Annotated in this window: 10 protein-coding genes; 7 read left to right on the forward strand and 3 right to left on the reverse strand. The window is 69.2% G+C overall.

Features of this window, described 5'->3' with window-relative positions; genetic code table 11:
* Positions 1–18: 18 nt before the first annotated feature.
* On the reverse strand, positions 19–822 hold the full coding sequence (locus ACOOGH_RS03990) for an AAA family ATPase (protein ID WP_420447683.1): 804 nt from the start codon (positions 820–822) through the stop codon (positions 19–21).
* Between the two features lie 316 nt (positions 823–1138).
* Here ACOOGH_RS03990 and ACOOGH_RS03995 point away from each other — a divergent pair, with 316 nt between their 5' ends.
* The 5 genes from ACOOGH_RS03995 to ACOOGH_RS04015 all read left to right on the forward strand — a co-directional run bounded on the left by ACOOGH_RS03995 (position 1139) and on the right by ACOOGH_RS04015 (position 10333).
* Positions 1139–4060 carry a tetratricopeptide repeat protein gene (locus tag ACOOGH_RS03995; RefSeq protein WP_420447684.1) on the forward strand — a complete coding sequence of 974 codons (2922 nt, stop codon included), beginning with the start codon at positions 1139–1141 and terminating at the stop codon, positions 4058–4060.
* A complete protein-coding gene (locus tag ACOOGH_RS04000) occupies positions 4057–5838 on the forward strand; it encodes a CRTAC1 family protein (RefSeq protein ID WP_420447685.1) in 1782 nt (593 codons plus the stop codon). The genes ACOOGH_RS03995 and ACOOGH_RS04000 overlap by 4 nt, the downstream gene beginning before the upstream one ends.
* A gap of 61 nt (positions 5839–5899) precedes the next feature.
* Positions 5900–9523, forward strand: coding sequence for an FG-GAP-like repeat-containing protein (locus ACOOGH_RS04005; RefSeq protein ID WP_420450058.1), 3624 nt, complete (start codon positions 5900–5902; stop codon positions 9521–9523).
* Positions 9520–9885, forward strand: coding sequence for a cupin domain-containing protein (locus ACOOGH_RS04010; protein ID WP_420447686.1), 366 nt, complete (start codon positions 9520–9522; stop codon positions 9883–9885). Before ACOOGH_RS04005 ends, ACOOGH_RS04010 begins: the two co-directional genes overlap by 4 nt.
* A gap of 13 nt (positions 9886–9898) precedes the next feature.
* Entirely contained in the window at positions 9899–10333 is a 435-nt protein-coding gene (locus tag ACOOGH_RS04015; RefSeq protein WP_420447687.1) for a TipAS antibiotic-recognition domain-containing protein, read from the forward strand.
* A gap of 105 nt (positions 10334–10438) precedes the next feature.
* On the opposite strand, the gene ACOOGH_RS04020 is transcribed toward ACOOGH_RS04015, so the two are convergent.
* Positions 10439–11065, reverse strand: coding sequence for a Uma2 family endonuclease (locus tag ACOOGH_RS04020; protein ID WP_420447688.1), 627 nt, complete (start codon positions 11063–11065; stop codon positions 10439–10441).
* A gap of 133 nt (positions 11066–11198) precedes the next feature.
* Here ACOOGH_RS04020 and ACOOGH_RS04025 point away from each other — a divergent pair, with 133 nt between their 5' ends.
* Positions 11199–14420, forward strand: a complete 3222-nt coding sequence (locus ACOOGH_RS04025) for a sialidase (protein WP_420447689.1) — start codon at positions 11199–11201, stop codon at positions 14418–14420.
* Positions 14421–14460: 40 nt separating this feature from the next.
* On the forward strand, positions 14461–16101 hold the full coding sequence (locus tag ACOOGH_RS04030) for an amidase (protein WP_420447690.1): 1641 nt from the start codon (positions 14461–14463) through the stop codon (positions 16099–16101).
* Between the two features lie 65 nt (positions 16102–16166).
* Here the strand turns inward: ACOOGH_RS04030 and ACOOGH_RS04035 are convergent, their stop codons facing one another.
* Positions 16167–16982, reverse strand: coding sequence for a DUF4097 family beta strand repeat-containing protein (locus ACOOGH_RS04035; RefSeq protein WP_420447691.1), 816 nt, complete (start codon positions 16980–16982; stop codon positions 16167–16169).
* Between the last annotated feature and the right edge of the window lie 16 nt (positions 16983–16998).

Genomic DNA, 16998 nt, shown 5'->3' on the forward strand with positions numbered 1-16998 from the left:
TCCCGGGTCTTCGCCCGATCAGCCTTCACTGGCGGACGAGACCTTCTCGCCCCGTGCGCCCTCGGCATCGCGTCGCTGAACCGCCTCGGCACGGGCCAGCGCCACTTCCTGCGCTTTACGGAGGGCAATCATGACGTTCTCGACCGAAGGTTCTCCCTCCGGGAACCTGTCCGGGGCGCTAGGTGCTTCTTCCCTCATGGCGTTTCTCCGCGTGAGATGGTCTCGGTGTTCCAACCCGGGCGGTGCGTCCACAACAGCTGCAGTCGGAACCTCGCGGACGCGCCATCCGGGCGGAGGTATCGGGAGCATGTCCGCACGATCCGACTGGGCGATGAGGGTTGGGTGTCGGTTCGAAGTGTCGTAGACCTGCCATTCGTCTGCAACCGGCCGGTACAAGTCGACGAAATGGCGCCAGCTTCGTTCGAACCGGCGGCGGGCGACGGGCTCCGGGATGTCATGTCCCCCTTCGCTCACACGCTGGGCCACCCTCCGAACAACATGCTGTGCTGACGGCAGCCGGAGGTAGATCATACCGATCCGGTAGCCCTGCTCCCGCCACCTCATGAGGCGGCGCACGTAAGCTCTGCCGCTTAGCGTGGTCTCGAACGCGAAATCGCTGCCGTTCGCCGCGCACGACTCCATGCGGCGGAGTGCGATTCTGCCGGCTTCCCAGGCCGCCTCATCCGGCGCCTCCGGATTCAGCTGTGCCGCGATCAAGTCGCCGTTTATGAACGGTATCTCCGTCCCTATGAGGCGCAGGTATTCCGTTGCAAACGTTGTCTTGCCGGCCCCGTTCGGACCTGCGATGACCAGCACTCTCATGGACTCCTCCCGGTCGCCGCCGCACCTCCGGCAGAGGTGACGCGAGGGGACCCGACCTCCTGCGATGCGCGCACACCGCTGACCCCACCACAATCTATCGTGTCGGCTATCACCCGGTTCGTAACCCCCCTCCCGCCCCCGGTCTCGTGGCGGCCTGTCTCGGTTGCGCGGGCGCGGCGCTTGCGGTTTCGTTCGAGTCATGAATGGACGTGGACGGGAGACGGAGGAGGGAGCGCCGGACGCGGCCTCATCCGGCGCAGGGAATGACGCCGGAGTGGCGGGCGTCTCGCGTGCGGACGCCCGGCGAGGTCGGCCGGTGCTGCGCTCCATCCTCGGGACGGGGCTCCAGCGCTGGCTTCGTCTCGGGGTCGGGGTGGCCGTGTTCATGCTGGCGAATACGCTCTACCTGCTGGCAAATCGGCTCGCGGACGGACTCGGGCTGGAGTTCTTCGCGGTGGGGGAGAACTCGCTCCCCGAGCTGTTCCAGGCGATGGTGCTCACGCACACCGGCGTGGGGCTCCTGCTGGCCGCCATCATGTTCGGGTTCCTCGCCGCGCACCTCCCCACGGTGTGGAAGCGGAAGCACCGCGCCTCGATCCTCACGGGGATCGGGATGGGGCTCGTGGGCGGCGTCCTCGTCCTCACGGGGCTCTTCATCCTCACCGCGGCGGCGAGCCGCGAGAACAGCTGGGCGTGGTGGGCGCACGTGGGGAGCGCCGTCCTCATCGTTTCCGCCTACGCGGGCCACCGCCTCGTCAGCTACGCGCGTCCGCCGGGAGGGCGGGCCCGCCGCTTCGCGCTCGCGACCGGCGGCGTGCTCGTCGTCCTAGTCGCGTGGCACAGCCTTACCCACCGGGGGCTGCAGCTCACGCCGGAGGCCGAGGCCGCGCTCGCGCAGGGTCTGAACGAAGGTCCGGGGGGCCGCGACCGGGACGTATCGCGCTTCTTCGACACCGATTTCGTCCCGACCGGGCTCGTGCCGCCCGAGAGTCCGTTCTTCCCGGCCGCGACCACGACGAGCACGGGGAGCTATCTGCCCTCCCGTATCATCACCCGCACGGAAGCGGGAGAACTCGCGGCGCAGGCGGCTCGGGAGCGCGCCGAGCGTGTCAGGTCCGAGGTGGCGCGGCGGGGGTTCGCGGCCGACGAACTCATCGGCGCGACCCAGTGTGTGCGCTGCCACCCCGATGTGACGGCCCAGTGGGCGACCTCCGCGCACCGGTTCGCCTCCTTCAACAACCCCTTCTATACGGCGACGATCGAGGACATGCGGGCGGGGTCGCTGGAGGCGGGGCCGGAGGTCATCGCGCACCTCAGGGAGTTCGGGCTGGAGCCGGACGCGGCGGGCCGCGTGAGGAGCAAGTGGTGCAGCGGGTGCCACGACCCGGCGCTCATGCTCGCCGGGGCGATGGACGCGCCGATCGATCCCGCCACGATCGAGGCGCAGGCCGGTCTCACCTGTCTCGCCTGCCACGCGATCGACCGTATCCACGACAACACGGGCAACGGCAACTACAACATCGCCGACGAGCAGGAGGACCCGTACCTGTTCGCCGACGCGGAGGCGGGCACGCTGGGCGCGTTCCTGCACGACGCGGCGCTCAAGGCGAAGCCTTCCGTCCACATGGGACAGCTCCTCAAGCCGGTGCATTCGACGTCGGAGTTCTGCGCCACCTGCCACAAGGTGAGCCTCACGGAGCCCGTCAATAACTACCGCTGGCTGCGGGGGCAGAACGAGTACGACGCGTGGCACGACAGCGGCGTGGCGCGGAACGCCTCGCGCACCTTCTACCTCCCCGCGGCCGCGCGCGTGTGCCAGGACTGTCACATGCCGCCGGAGGAGGCGCCGCTCGGCGACGTGTCGGCCGAGAACGGACGCGTGCGCTCGCACCGCTTCGTCGCGGTGAACACGGCGCTCCCCTTCCTGCGCGGGGACACGGCGACCCTGCGCCGCATCGAGGAGTTTCTGCGGGACGAGAAGCTGCGCGTGGACATCTTCGCCATCCGCCGGAGCGATGACGAACCCGTGATGGGGCTGGATCTCTCACCGCCCAGCGTGTCCCCGGGCGAGACGGTCATGTTCGAGGTCGTGGTCCGGAACCAGGGCGTGGGCCACACCTTCCCAGGCGGGACGAACGACTCCAACGAGGGCTGGCTCGAGTTTGAACTGGAGGACGCCGAGGGACGGCGGATCGCGATCTCCGGCGAGATCGGAGCGGACGGGCACCTCGATCCGATGGCGCACGTGTTCAAGTCGGTGATCCTCGACCGCGAGGGGCGGCCGATCCAGAAGCGGAATGCGCAGGACATACACGTGACCGCGGCGGTGAACGTGATCGGCCCCGGGAGCGCGGACGTGGCCCACTACCGGATCACGCTTCCCGCTGACCTTCCCGAGGGATCGCTCACGGCGCGGGCGCGCCTCCTGTGGCGGAAGTTCGACCGCGCCTACACGGAGTTCGCGTTCGGCGCCAACCCGGCGGGGTTCGCGGAGTTCGATGACGTGCCGGACCTGCCGGTGACCGAGATCGCCCGCGACGAGGTCGTGATCGGGGTCGGCGGCCGCGTGGACCCCGTGTCGTCCGAGGAACAGGACGAGGAGATCTGGGTCCGCTACAACGACTACGGGATCGCGCTCCTCCGCGAGGGGAACGACCGGCTCGCCGAGCGCCCCTTCGAGCGGGTGGCGGAGTTCTTCCCGGACCGGGTGGACGGGCCGCTGAACCTGGCGCGCATGGCCCTGATCGCCGGCAACCTCGACGACGCGTTCGACAATCTGGAGCGGGCCGAGATCATCGACCCGGGCAACCCGCGCGTGGCGTGGGTGTGGGGCGGCGCGCACCAGGAGGACGGCGTGTATGATGCCTCCGAGGCGGCGTATCTTGCGGTGCTCGATGCCTTCCCCGAGGATCGCGAAGCCTGGTTCCAGTTGGGGCGCACGCGGTATCTGGCCCAGCGCTACGAGACGGCGGTCGAGGCGTTCGACCGTACGCTGGCCCTCGATCCCGAACACCGGCAGGCGCACTACAACCGCATGCTGAGTCTGCGGGCGCTGGGGCGCGACGAGGAGGCGGCGCGGGGCCAGGCGGCGTTCGAGCGCTACGGCATCGACGAGGCGGCGCAGGCGATCACGAGGGCCTACAGGGCGGAGAACCCGGGCGTGAACCTCATGGCACAGGACATCCACACGCACGAACTGCGGCCGATCGCGCGTCCGGCCGGCGGTGGAGGTCCATGAGCGCTCACAGGACAGTCGTATTCGCCGTCGGCGTGCTCGTTCCGGTGGCGACTGCCTGCGGCGGGGATCCGGAGACCGCGGAGGCGCCCTCGTACACGCAGACGCGCCCCGGCTTCACGGAGCGCGCCGGGAGCGACGCGACCACCTCCATTCGCTTCACCGACGTCACTGCCGCGGCGGGCATCGATTTCGTGCACGCGACGGGCGCCTTCGGCGAGAAGTGGATGCCGGAGACGATGGGGAGCGGGGTCATCGTCCTCGATTACAACGGAGATCGCTGGCCGGATCTCTTCTTCGTGAACAGTACGGGCTGGGAGGGCCGCGCCGAGGATCGGGGCGCCACTTCCAGGCTCCTCCGCAACCTGGGGGACGGAACGTTCCGCGACGTGACGGCCGAGGCCGGGCTGGGGCGACCCCTCTACGGGATGGGAGGGACGGCGGCCGACTACGACGCGGACGGGGACACGGACCTCTACGTCACGGCGGTCGGGGACAATCGACTGTACCGGAACGACGGAGGGCGCTTCACCGACGTGACGCGGGAGACGGGGACCGAGGGGAATGCCCCCGGCGCGGCGGATCCGGCCTGGTCGACGGCTTCGGCCTGGTTCGACGCGGACGGCGACGGCTGGCTCGACCTCCTCGCTTGCAACTACGTCGACTGGACGCCGGAGACCGACCTCTTCTTCACCCGCGACGGCGTGAACAAGTCCTACGCCACGCCCGAGGAATACAGCGGCGAGTCGTGCCGCCTGCTGCGGAACGAGCCGGCTCCCGGGGGCGGTTCGGGCGACGGCGCTCCGTCCGCGCGCCGGTTCCGGGACGTGACGGCGGAGTCCGGGCTCGAGAATCCGGAGGGGAAGTCGCTCGGCGTCGTCATCGATGATTTCACCGGGGACGGCTTCCCGGACATCGCGATCGCCAACGACACCTACCAGAACTTCCTGTACGAGAACCAGGGGGACGGGACGTTCGTCGACGTGGCGCTCGATGCGGGCGTCGCGTTCGATGAGTTCGGGCGGGCGCGCGCCGGGATGGGTGTGGACGTCGGGGACATCCTGAACCGGGGGCAGCTGTCGATCGCGATCGGCAACTTCTCGAACGAGCCGGTGTCGCTGTTCACGCAGATTCAGGAGGATCTGTTCCAGGACCTCGCGGGGGCGGCGCAACTCACGCGCTCGACACTCCTTCCGCTGACGTTCGGGCTGCGCTTCGCGGACCTCGATCTGGACCGGTACGTCGATCTCGTGCTGGGGAACGGCCACATCGAGCCGGAGATCGAGGCGATTCAGGGGGACGTGACCTTCGCCCAGCCGCCGCAGCTGTTCCGGAACAACGGGCGCGGGGGCTTCCTCGACGTCGGCGCGCTCGTGGGCGGCGGATTCGACGAGCCGATCGTGGCGCGGGGAGTGGTGACGTTCGACTACGACCGGGACGGAGATCTCGACCTGGTGATCTCGACAAACGGTGGGCCGGCGAAACTCTTCCGGAACGACCTCGAACCCGGTTCCGGGTGGGTGCGGTTGCGGCTGGAGGGGGCGGCGCCGAATCTCGGCGCGGTCGGCGCGACGGTGCAGGTGTTCGTCGGAGAGGTGGCCCAGCGGTTCGTGGTCTCGACCGCATCGTCGTATCTGTCGCAGTCGGAAGTGAACCCGGTGCTCGCGGGCCTGGGAGGTGCGCCGCGGGCCGACAGCGTCGTCGTGACGTGGCCGGGTGAAGACCGCACCGTCGTGGGGCCGGCCGAAGCCGGCGAGGAAGTCGTCATATCCCACCGGTAGCCGACGCATCGGCCGTTCAATGGTGCATTCAATCGAACGTGGAAGGAGAACGGGAGCCTTGATGAAACCGGATGGGCATCGCCCGGGCGGCGAGGTGTCGCGGCGGTACGGCGGGAGGTTTGCGATCGGCCTTTGCACTCTCGCGCTGTTTGGCGGGTGCGGGGAGGCGGGGCCTCCGGTGCCCGAAGCATCGCTGGCGGAGATCCTGGCCGCCCGGGGAATGGCGGACGCGGCGCTCCAGCAGGACCGGCTCGAGGACGCGCGGGCCGAGTACCAGCGCCTCGTCGAGATGGCCCCGGCCGAGGCGGCGGGATACGCGGGGCTCGGGCTGACGGCCCTCAAGGCGGCGGACTACGAGGCGGCGGAGGAGAACCTCCTGGAGGCGCGGGAGCGGGCGCCGGACGATCCGGAACTGGCGTTGGCGCTGGCCACGCTCGGGATCGAGACGGACGACTTCGGGGAGGCGCGGGGGCTGCTGGACGAGACGCTGGCGGCGGACCCGGGCCACGCGCGCAGCCTGTGGGGGCTGGCTGAGCTTGAGGCCCGGGCGGCGGGCCCGGACTCCGATGCCCGAGCGGACGCGCTCGCGCGCCTGGCAGCGGCCGCGCCGGGCAACCTGGCCGCCCTCGCCACGCTGGCCGATGCGCAACTCGCGCGCGGCGAACTCGATGCCGCCCTCGGCACCATGGAGAGTCTGCGCCAGGTCGCCCCGGACTTCCGGACCCGGCCGCGCGCGGCGTTCGAGGCCGCCGAAGATGCCCTCCTGGATGGCAGCGCATCGACGGCGATCAGCCAATTCGCCGACTTCCGCGCGGCATTCGAGGTCACCTCGCCCTACCAGGCGAGCCTCGAGGAGCTCAGGCAGCCGGGCGGCCCCCTCGCCGGCGTCGCCGCGCTCGACTTCAGCTTCCTCGTCTCGCTCCGCGTCCAGGAGCCGGAAGCCGTCCTCTCGGCGCTTCGCTACACGGAAGCGTCCGATCTGGCCGGGCTCGCGGTGCTTGCCCCCTCGTCCGAAGCGGACGCCGCGGAGGCCCCTGCGGCCGCCGCCATGGCGATCGGTGACTTCGACGGGGATGGCGACGAAGACCTGCTGTGGGCCCGGGGCGGGGAAGGGCGCGCCCTGCGCGTCGACCTCGGCCGCTACGTGGACGCCTCCGACGAGGTCGGGCCGATCGATGCGGGAGATGCGGAGACCGCGCTCTGGGTCGACTTCGACGACGACCGCCGGCTCGACATCTGGTTCGCCGGGAGTACCTCGCGCGCGTACCGGAACGAGCCGGCCGGAGGCTTCGGGGAGATCGCGCTCCCGTCGGTTGCCGGGGCGGGTTCGACCGGCGCCGGTTCGGGCGGCGTGGCGGGCGCGGCCCACGCAGTCTTCGCGGCGGACCTCGACCAGGACGGAGATCTCGACGTGTTCGAGGCGCACACCGGCGCCAACCGTCTCTTCCGCAACAACGGCGACCTCACCTTCGCCGAGCTGGCGGCGGACTTCGGACTCGCGGGCCCCGCGGACGGCAACACCCGCGACGCGGCCTTCGGCGACCTCGACAACGACCGCGATGTCGATGTCGTCCTCGCCGAAGGTGCGGGTGGTCTCCGCCTGTTGGACAACGAGCGCGCGGCCACCTTCGCCGACCGCACCGAGCGCCTCTCCGGGACGGAGACCGGCGCCGACGGCGGCGTGGCGGCCGAGGAAGCGCTGGCCGTGGCGATCGGCGACGTGAATGGGGACGGCTGGCTCGACATCGCGGTCGCCGGAGCCGACCGCGTCCGCCTGCTGCACGGCTCGGCCTCCGACGCCTTCACGCTCGCCGCGACGGCCCCCTTGAACGGGTTCGTGCCGCGCGACCTGCTCTTCGTCGACTTCGACAACGACGGCTGGCTGGACCTCGCTGTCGCCGGCACGCCGCCCGTGTCGGACGCCGGCGTCGCGTCCGGCTCCGGGCTGCGTCTCTTCCGCAACGAAGGCGACGGGCGCCTGTCGCCGGCCGATGAGTTCCTCCCCGATCTCCCCGGAGGGGTCCGCGACGTGCGTTCGTTCGACTACAACGAGGACGGCGACGCGGATCTCCTCGTCCTCGGTGACGACGGAAGCCCCAGGCTACTGCGGAACGACGGCGGCAACGCGAACCACTACTTCAGGCTCGATCTTGCCGGGTTGGGCGAGGGAAGCCGCAAGAACAACCGCTTCGGGATCGGCGCGCGCGTCGAGGTGCGAGCCGGGGATCTCTTCCAGGTCCACACCGTCACCGACCCGACCACGCTGATCGGCCTCGACGGACGCCTCAAGGCCGATGTCGTCCGCGTCTACTGGCCGAACGGCGTGCCTCAGGACCTCTACTTCCCGGGCACGGACCAGGATCTCGTCGAACAGCAGACGCTCAAGGGTTCCTGTCCCATGCTCTACGTGTGGGACGGCGACGGGTTCGAGTTCGTGGGCGACATGATGTGGAAGAGCGCCCTCGGCATGCCGCTCGGCATCCTCGGCGGCCAGCGTTCCTACGCGCCCGCCTTCCCCTCGCAGGAATACCGGCGCCTCCCCGACGGTGTGCTGCAGCCGCTGGACGGCGAGTACGTGATGCAGATCACCGAGGAACTGTGGGAGACGATCTACGTGGACGGCGTGAACCTCGTCGCCGTGGACCATCCCTCGGAGATTGACGTCTACGTGAACGAGGCCTTCATCCCGCCCGCCCCGATCGACCTGGAACTGTGGCGGGTCGGGGAGCGACACGCCCCGGTCTCGGCTACGGACGAAAACGGAAGGGATCACCGCAGGGCGCTCGCCGAGCGCGACTTCGACTACGTCTCATCGTTCCGCCCGGGCCGATTCCAGGGGATCGCCGAGCCGCACGAACTTATCCTCGACCTCGGCCCCGAGGCGGCCTCCGGCGACGTGACGCTCTTCCTCACGGGATGGATCTTCCCCACGGACGCGAGCATCAACGTCGCGATCGGGCAGTCGGACGCGCTGCAACCGCACTTCCCGGAATTGGACGTGATGGGTCGCGACGGCGGTTGGCAGCCCGCGATCCCCGGCCTCAGCTTCCCGTCGGGCAAGGACAAGACCGTCGTCGCCGACCTGCGCGGGCTGTTCCCGACGGAGGACCGCCGGGTGCGGATCCGCACGAACCTCATGGTCTACTGGGACGAGGCCTTCTTCACGACCGGTCCCGCCCACCCCGCGGAGGATGAGGCGCGCGTGACGTCCGTCATGCCCGCGGCGTCGGACATTCACCACCGGGGGTTCGCGCGCGAATTCAGAAAGGGCGGCCGCTACGGACCCCACTGGTTCGACTACAATTCCGTCACGGTCGAGCCGCGGTGGCACGACCTCTTCGGCCTCTACACCCGCTACGGGGACGTGACCGATCTCGTGGCCGAGGGCGACGACCGCTATGTGATCCAGAACGCGGGCGACGAGATCACGCTGCGTTTCGATGCGGAGGCATTCCCGACGCTGCCGGAAGGATGGACGCGGACCTTCCTCATCTACTCCGACGGCTGGGTGAAGGACGGCGACCTCAATACCGCCACCGGAGATCGGGTCGACCCACTCCCGTATCGGTCACTTCCTGGCTACCCGCCCGCTTCGCCCGTCGAGGGCGTGGACACGGATATGGATGCGGTGCTCGGAGAATACCTCACGCGGCCGGTTACGCCGGCGAGATCCGGTGGGAGATGATGGACGGCGCCGTCAACCTGCGGGAGAAGTTCCGGCTCGTCACCGAGCACTGGCAGCCGCGCGTCGTCGCCGAACTCAACGACTACCACTTCAAGATTGCGCGCGTGAAGGGCGAGTTCGTGTGGCACGACCACCCCGACACGGACGAGGCGTTCTTCGTCCTCGAGGGCACGCTGCGGATCGACCTTCCCGACGGCGCCGTCGAGATCGGCCCCGGCGAACTCTACGTGGTTCCGCGCGGCGTGAAGCACCGTCCGGTCGCCGAGGAGGAAGTGAAGCTCATGCTCGTCGAACCCCGCGGCGTCGTGAACACCGGCGACGAGCGCGGCGACCTCACAGCCGAATCGGACATCTGGATCTGAAGGGAGTGGGATGATGTCTCAGGCCACTGGGCCGTCGGTGGATCCTGCCGGCGCGGAGTACGCAGAGGAGGCGAGCGCACGCTGGGGGCACACGGACGCGTGGAGGGAGTCGGTCCGGCGCACGCAGGGCTACACGGAGGACGACTGGGCCCGGATCCGGGCCGAGAGCGACGGGGTGTTCGAGCGCATGGCCGCGCTGATGGCGGAAGGCACGAGCCCGACATCCGCGGCCGCCATGGATCTCGCCGAAGCGCACCGCCGCCACATCGACCGGTGGTTCTACGCTTGCAGTCCCGACATGCACCGTGGGCTGGCCTCCATGTACACGGAGGATCCCCGCTTCACGGAGTATTTCGAGGAACGACACGAGGGCCTCGCCGCCTTCGTCGCGGCCGCCATCGACGCTAACGCGGCGCGTCCCGCGGACCGGTCCGGGCAGGACGGATAGAGGTGACCTAACGCCGGGCCCGTATTCCGGCACGCCCTGCCGCAAATCCAACCCCACGGTCACCCAGACTCGCGACCCGCGCTCAACTCGCGCTTGCAATCACCTTCAGGTCACACCCTTGTAAGAGGTGAACACGGCCTCCAGGTCGATCACGCCCAGGTCTTCGGCTCCGAGCCTGACCGGGAGGGTTCCCGTGAAGCGTTCGTGCGCGGCTTCTTCCCCGAACCGCCACACATCGACTGTGTTCTCGTCCGGGTCGACGATCCAGTACTCGCGCACGCCTTGACGCTCGTAGAGGCGCAGCTTGAGCCCCCGGTCACGGCTCGCGGTGGACGGTGACAGGATCTCGACCGCGAGGTCGGGAGCGCCGGTGAGCCCGGCGTCCGTGATGATCCCGCGACGTTCAACTGACACGAACACCAGGTCCGGCTGGACGCCTTCTCCCGTGGCCGGAAACTCCACGCCGAACGGCGCCGGCACGACTACGCCGTGCCCGGGTTCTTCCAGGAGGCGGTCGAGCGCCTTCCCGAGCCGCCAGCTGACACGCTGGTGGCGAAAGGTCGGGGCGGGGGTCATGTAAGCGTCGCCCTCGATCGCCTCGTAGCGATTTCCATCGTCCGGCATCTGCTGGACTTCTTGCCAGGTGATCGAGGGAAGCGGCATGGTCGCCACATCATAGCTCGGGGCGGGAGTCGTCTCCAAGTCCGATTCCACCATCCCGGGCGTCCTCATCCTGCCTTCAACGCCCCCTGCCGCGCGGGGCTGATGGGTCTTGTCTGCCGGGCTCCCCCGGCGCACCGTGCTCGACGGCCTGAATCCGTGATCGTCTCATGCAATCGTCCAGTCTCAACCCGGCGAGGTTGCCATGCGCGTCCGACCTTTCTGCGCGTTCTTCGCGCTTCTCATCCTCTCGCTTCCGGCGGTCACCCCGCTCGCGGCGCAGAACGCTCCCGATCCGGCGGCCTACGAGACGCTGCGGTGGCGCAACATCGGCCCGGAGGGGAACCGCTTCAGCGCGGCGGCGGGGATCCCCGGCCAGCCATACACCTACTACGTGGGCGCGGCCTCGGGCGGGATCTACAAGACGACAGACGGCGGGGTGAACTGGGACGAGATGTTCGACGACCAGCCGGTGCAGTCGATCGGATCGCTCGCCGTCTCCGTCGCGGATCCCAACATCGTCTGGGCGGGGACCGGGGAAGGGAAGATCCGCAGCCACATTTCCGTCGGGCAGGGCGTCTACAAGTCGACGGACGCGGGGGAGACGTGGACCCTCATGGGGCTCGAACCCACGGGACGGATCCCGCGCCTCGTCATCCATCCCACGAACCCGGACATCGTCTATGCGTGCGCGCTGGGCCATTCCTACGGGCCGCAGCCGGAGCGGGGCGTGTTCCGGACGATGGACGGCGGCGAAAGCTGGGAGCACGTCCTCTTCATCGACGAGGACACGGGGTGCTCGGACATCGCGATGGATCCGTCGAACCCGCGCATCCTCTTCGCCGGCACATGGCAGCTCGAGATCCACACCTGGGGACGGACGAGCGGCGGTCCGGGCGGGGGACTGCACGTGTCGCGCGACGGCGGGGACACGTGGGAGAAGCTGAACGGCCCGGACAACATGATCGGCCTGCCGAAGAAGCCGGTCGGCAAGGTGGCCGTGGCGATCGCGCCCTCGAACCCGCAGCGGGTGTACGCGATGCTGGAGACGGGGGACGGGATTCCCTGGGACGGAGAGCCCACCGAGGACGGCCAGCTGTGGCGCTCCGAGGACGGAGGCCGGACGTGGTCGCTGATCACGCGCAACCGGAACGCGATGGGGCGGCCGCATTACTACTCGCGCGTCGTCATCTCGCCGGACGACGAGGACGAGGCCTACTTTCTGACCGCCTCGTTCACGGTGTCGACGGACGGGGGACGCACACTCGACGTGACGCCGCGCCCGCAGGCGCCGGGAGGCGATCACCACGACATGTGGATCGACCCCACGAACACGGACCGCATGATCGTGGCGCACGACCAGGGGCTCTCGATCTCGATCAACCGCGCGAAGACGTGGTTCCGGCAGCGGCTCACGAACGCGCAGATGTACCACGTGACGGTGGACAACGCGGTCCCCTACAACGTGCTCGGGAACAAGCAGGATGAGCCGACCTACCGCGGTCCCAGCAACAGCCGCATCCTCGGCACCCGGCGCATCAACCACATCCCGCGCGCCATGTGGCACCATGTCGGGGGAGGGGAGAGCGGCTTCGCCACGCCGGATCCGACCGATCCCAACATCGTGTGGTCCTCGGCCTCCGGGTCGGGGATGGTGGGCGGCATCGTCGTCCGCTACGAGGAGGAGCGGCGGCAGTACCGGCCCGTCGAGGTGTGGCCGGAGCAGAGCCGCGGGCCGGCCTCCGGCGTCCGCTACCGCTTCGTGTGGGACGCGCCGGTTCACATCTCTCCGCATGACAACGAGACGGTCTACGTGGGAAGTCAGCACGTGCACCGCACACGGAACCGGGGGCAGAGCTGGGAGGTGATCAGCCCGGACCTGACGCTGAATGACCAGAGCCGGATGGGGCTCTCGGGCGGACTCACGGGCGACAACATCGGCGTGGAGTACGCGGGCACCGTGTTCGGGATCGCCGAGTCGCCGATCGAGGCGGGCCTCATCTGGGCGGGCACGAACGACGGCAAGCTCCACATCACGCGCGACAACGGGGCGAACTGGACGGACGTGACGGGCAACGTCGAGGGGCTGCCGGAGTGGATCGCTGTGCGCAGCATCGCGCCCTCGCGCTACGACGCGGGCACCGCCTACATCGCGGCGGACGGCCACCAGGTGAACATCCGCGACCCGCACGTCTACCGGACGCGCGATTTCGGCGCCTCGTGGGAGAAGATCGTCGACGGGATCCCGCCCAGCATGCTGAGCTACACGAAGATCATCGTCGAGGACCCGGTGCGGCCGGGGATGCTCTACGTGGGCACGGAGAACGCGATCTACGTCTCCTTCAACGACGGGGACGACTGGCAGCCGCTGCAGAACAACCTGCCGGCGGCGCCGGTGTCGGGGATCGTCGTGCAGGAGCACTTCAACGACCTCGTGGTCGGCACATACGGACGCGGGTTCTGGATCCTGGATGACCTGTCGCCGATCCAGCAGATGACGCCGGAGGTGATGGCGTCGGCCTCGCACCTGTTCGCGCCGCGCGACGCGTACCGCTTCCGGCCCATCACGCCGCCCTCGATCCCCTACGACGATCCCACGATCGGCGAGGATCCGGAGTACGGGGCGTCGCTCAACTACTGGCTCGCGGCGGAGGCCTCGGAGGCGCCGATGATCGAGATCCTGGACGGCGACGGGGCGGTCGTGCGCACGCTGGAGGGGCCGAACCGCGCGGGCGTGAACCGGATCCACTGGGATCTGCGGGATGAGCCCAACGAGCCGATCCGGATGCTCACGCCCCCCAGGTACGCCGAGCACCTCGGGGTCGGTGAGGAGGGGAGGCCGGCGCCCGGTGGACAGCAGATTTCGATTCTCATGCCGCCGGGGCGGTACATGGTGCGGCTCACGGCGGATGGGGCGACGCACGAGCAGCCGCTCACCGTACGCAAGGATCCGCACTCCGCGGGGACGGAGGCGGACATCGCCGAGCAGTTGGCGTTCATCCGCGAGGTGCGGGAGGACGTGGTGCGGGCGGGCGAGGCGGTGCACCGGGTGGAGGCGATGCGGGTGCAGCTTCGCACGCTGGCGCGCTTCGCTGAGGATGAGGATCTCTCGGCGTCGGTCGCGGATCTGCGGCAGAAGCTGATCGAGCTGCAGGAGACGATGGTCGACCTGCGCCTCACGGGTCAGGGACAGGACGGGGTGCGGTTCGAGGCCCGGCTGCTGCAGAAGCTCGGTTATCTGACGGGCGCGCTCTCGATCGCGGACTTCCGGCCCACGGACCAGGAGATGGAGGTGAAGGTCATCCTCCACGAAGCGCTGGAGGCGCACCTGGCCGAGTTGGAAGAGTTGGTACGGACGGATGTCGCGGCGCTCAACGAGACGCTGCGCGGGCTCGGCATGCTCATCATCACGGACGACGCGCCCTGACGCGCGAGCCGGGGGAGTCGCTGAAGAGAGGAGGAGCGCCATGATCGACCGACGCCGCTTCATCGGAGCCAGCGTCGCCGGCGGACTCGGCGCGGTGGCGGCCACCACCGGCTGCGTGCCCGAAGACGGCTCCACGGCTGCCGGGGCAGGGGAGGCGGGCGGCGCGACGGACGTGCCGCCGTTCGAGTTGGACGAGGTCACGTTCGAGCAGCTTCAGGCGAGCATGGCGTCGGGCGAACGCACGGCCCGGTCGATCGCGGAGATGTACCTCGAACGCATCGAGACCCTGGACGGGCAGGGACCCGAACTGCGCTCGATCATCGAGACGAACCCCGACGCGCTCGCGATCGCCGAAGAGCTGGATGCCGAGCGCGCCGCCGGCAATGTCCGAGGACCTCTGCACGGGATTCCGGTCGCGCTCAAGGACAACATCGATACGCACGACCGGATGACGACCACGGCGGGCTCTCTGGCGCTCGAGGGGTCGATCCCGCCGCAGGATTCGTTCGTCGCCGCCCGGCTGCGCGAGGCGGGAGCCGTCATCCTCGCCAAGGCGAACCTGAGCGAGTGGGCCTACTTCCGGGGCGTGAGGGCGACCTCCGGCTGGAGCGCTCGCGGCGGACAGTGCCGGAACCCCTACGCGCTGGATCGGAACCCGTGCGGCTCGAGCTCGGGGTCGGGCGTCGCGGCGTCGGCCAACTTGTGCGCGCTCACCGTGGGCACGGAGACGGGCGGCTCCATCATGTGTCCGTCTTCGAGCAACGGGATCGTGGGGATCAAGCCCACGGTCGGACTCTGGAGCCGGGCCGGGGTCATCCCCATCTCACACTCCCAGGACACGGCGGGACCCATGTGCCGGACGGTCCGCGACGCGGCTGCCCTGCTCGGTGCGTGCACGGGCGTGGATCCGCGAGATCCCGCCACGGCCGCGAGCGAGGGCCGCGCGCACACCGACTACACGCAGTTCCTTGATCCGGCCGGATTACAGGGTGCTCGCATCGGCGTCGTGCGCAGCTTCCCCGGCTTCGATCCCCGCGTGCTCGAACTCTTCGATGAGGCGGTCGAGGCGATGCGGGCAGAGGGCGCCGTCATCATCGACCCCGCGAACATGGACGCGGCGGCCTGGAACGATCCGCTCTCGCTCGTCCTGCTCGAATACGAGTTCAAGGCCGACCTGAACGCCTATCTCGCCGCGCTGGGGCCGGATGCCCCGGTGAAGAGCCTCGCCGAAGTGATCGAGTTCAACGAGCGCAACGCCGACCGCGAGATGCCGTATTTCGGACAGGAGCGATTGATCGCCTCCCAGGCGCGCGGACCGCTCACGGACCCGGAGTACCTGAACGCGGTGGCCACGATTCAGCGCGCGAACCGGGAGGACGGGATCGACCGCCTCGCCCGGGAGCACAACCTCGACGCGATCGTCGCGCCGACGCGTGACCTCCCGTGGCCAACGGACCATATCAAGGGCGACCGCCTCGACGGGGGATCGTCAGCGGCACCTGCCGCCATCGCCGGCTACCCGGACATCACGGTGCCTATGGGGTTCGTGCGCGGACTCCCGACCGGAGTCTCGTTCTTCGGGCCGGCCTGGACGGAGCCCACATTGCTGCGGATCGCCTATGCCTACGAGCAGGCCACGCAAAAGCGCAGGGCGCCGACTTTCGCCTCAACGCTCGGCTGATAGCAGGCCGCGGAACCGAACAAGAGACGAACAGACCCGGCGGCGGAGGATGGCAGGAGTGCCGCTCAGCCTCCGCGGACGAGAGCGATGCTTCCGTTGACGGTGCGAAGTGCGATCTCGGGGCCACCGTCTCCGACCTCGCCCGAGGCGGACCTGGGTCCCCAGCGTCCGCGGATGGTGAGCGGGAACTCGGTGTCGATCGAGCCGTTCACCGTCCGGATGCTGACGTTCGCGTCGGCGGCGTCCGGCAGGACGAGCCGAATCCGGCCATTGACTGTCTCGAACGAGGACGGGTTGGCGGGTTGGCTAGTGAGCTGTGCGTCGATCGTGCCGTTGGTGGTCTCTGCGGACACCGCCCCTGCGCTCTCCACGGTAATGCTGCCGTTGACCGTTCTCGCCTTCACGTCGTGGGAGAGTTCCTCCGTACGGATGCTCCCGTTCACCGTTCGGGCCTCCAGTTCGATGCCGGCGGGAACCTCGACGGTGAAATGCACCTTCACGTCGTTGTTTCGGAAGCTCATCCGGTAGTCGTCTCCCCGCCCGCACCGGTTCGGCTCCCGCCCGCGCCTCGTCGGGTAGACCGCGCAGATCACCAGCCCCCTGTCGTCCTCGACGATTTCGATCCGGACCTCGGACGGATCGTCGTCGTCGGCCTCCTTCGTGGCCCCGACCCGGAGTTCGTTCCCGCTCGCCGCCCGCGCCGCGATCGAACCGTTCACATTCCGTATCGTCACGACATCCCCCGACTCCACGCGGCCCCGGTAGTGTTCCTCCTGGGCTTGCCACAGCCATTCCAGATCCTGGGCCTGTGCTTCCGCAGCCCCCAGGCACACCAGCGATGCCGCTGCCAGAGCGAGTCGTCGCGCCAAATTCCGCATCATGCTGCTCCCTGCTCTT

It is taken from the genome of Candidatus Palauibacter sp. (assembly GCF_965213655.1).
Taxonomy (GTDB): Bacteria; Gemmatimonadota; Gemmatimonadetes; order Palauibacterales; family Palauibacteraceae; genus Palauibacter.

What these genes read in the sequence shown, in the direction of transcription:
- ACOOGH_RS03990 (WP_420447683.1), bottom strand. Translation starts at nt 822, where the DNA reads ATGAGAGTGCTGGTCATCGCAGGTCCGAACGGGGCCGGCAAGACAACG.
- ACOOGH_RS04000 (WP_420447685.1), top strand. Translation starts at nt 4,057, where the DNA reads ATGAGCGCTCACAGGACAGTCGTATTCGCCGTCGGCGTGCTCGTTCCG.
- ACOOGH_RS04005 (WP_420450058.1), top strand. Translation starts at nt 5,900, where the DNA reads ATGAAACCGGATGGGCATCGCCCGGGCGGCGAGGTGTCGCGGCGGTAC.
- ACOOGH_RS04010 (WP_420447686.1), top strand. Translation starts at nt 9,520, where the DNA reads ATGATGGACGGCGCCGTCAACCTGCGGGAGAAGTTCCGGCTCGTCACC.
- ACOOGH_RS04015 (WP_420447687.1), top strand. Translation starts at nt 9,899, where the DNA reads ATGTCTCAGGCCACTGGGCCGTCGGTGGATCCTGCCGGCGCGGAGTAC.
- ACOOGH_RS04020 (WP_420447688.1), bottom strand. Translation starts at nt 11,065, where the DNA reads ATGAGGACGCCCGGGATGGTGGAATCGGACTTGGAGACGACTCCCGCC.
- ACOOGH_RS04025 (WP_420447689.1), top strand. Translation starts at nt 11,199, where the DNA reads ATGCGCGTCCGACCTTTCTGCGCGTTCTTCGCGCTTCTCATCCTCTCG.
- ACOOGH_RS04030 (WP_420447690.1), top strand. Translation starts at nt 14,461, where the DNA reads ATGATCGACCGACGCCGCTTCATCGGAGCCAGCGTCGCCGGCGGACTC.
- ACOOGH_RS04035 (WP_420447691.1), bottom strand. Translation starts at nt 16,982, where the DNA reads ATGATGCGGAATTTGGCGCGACGACTCGCTCTGGCAGCGGCATCGCTG.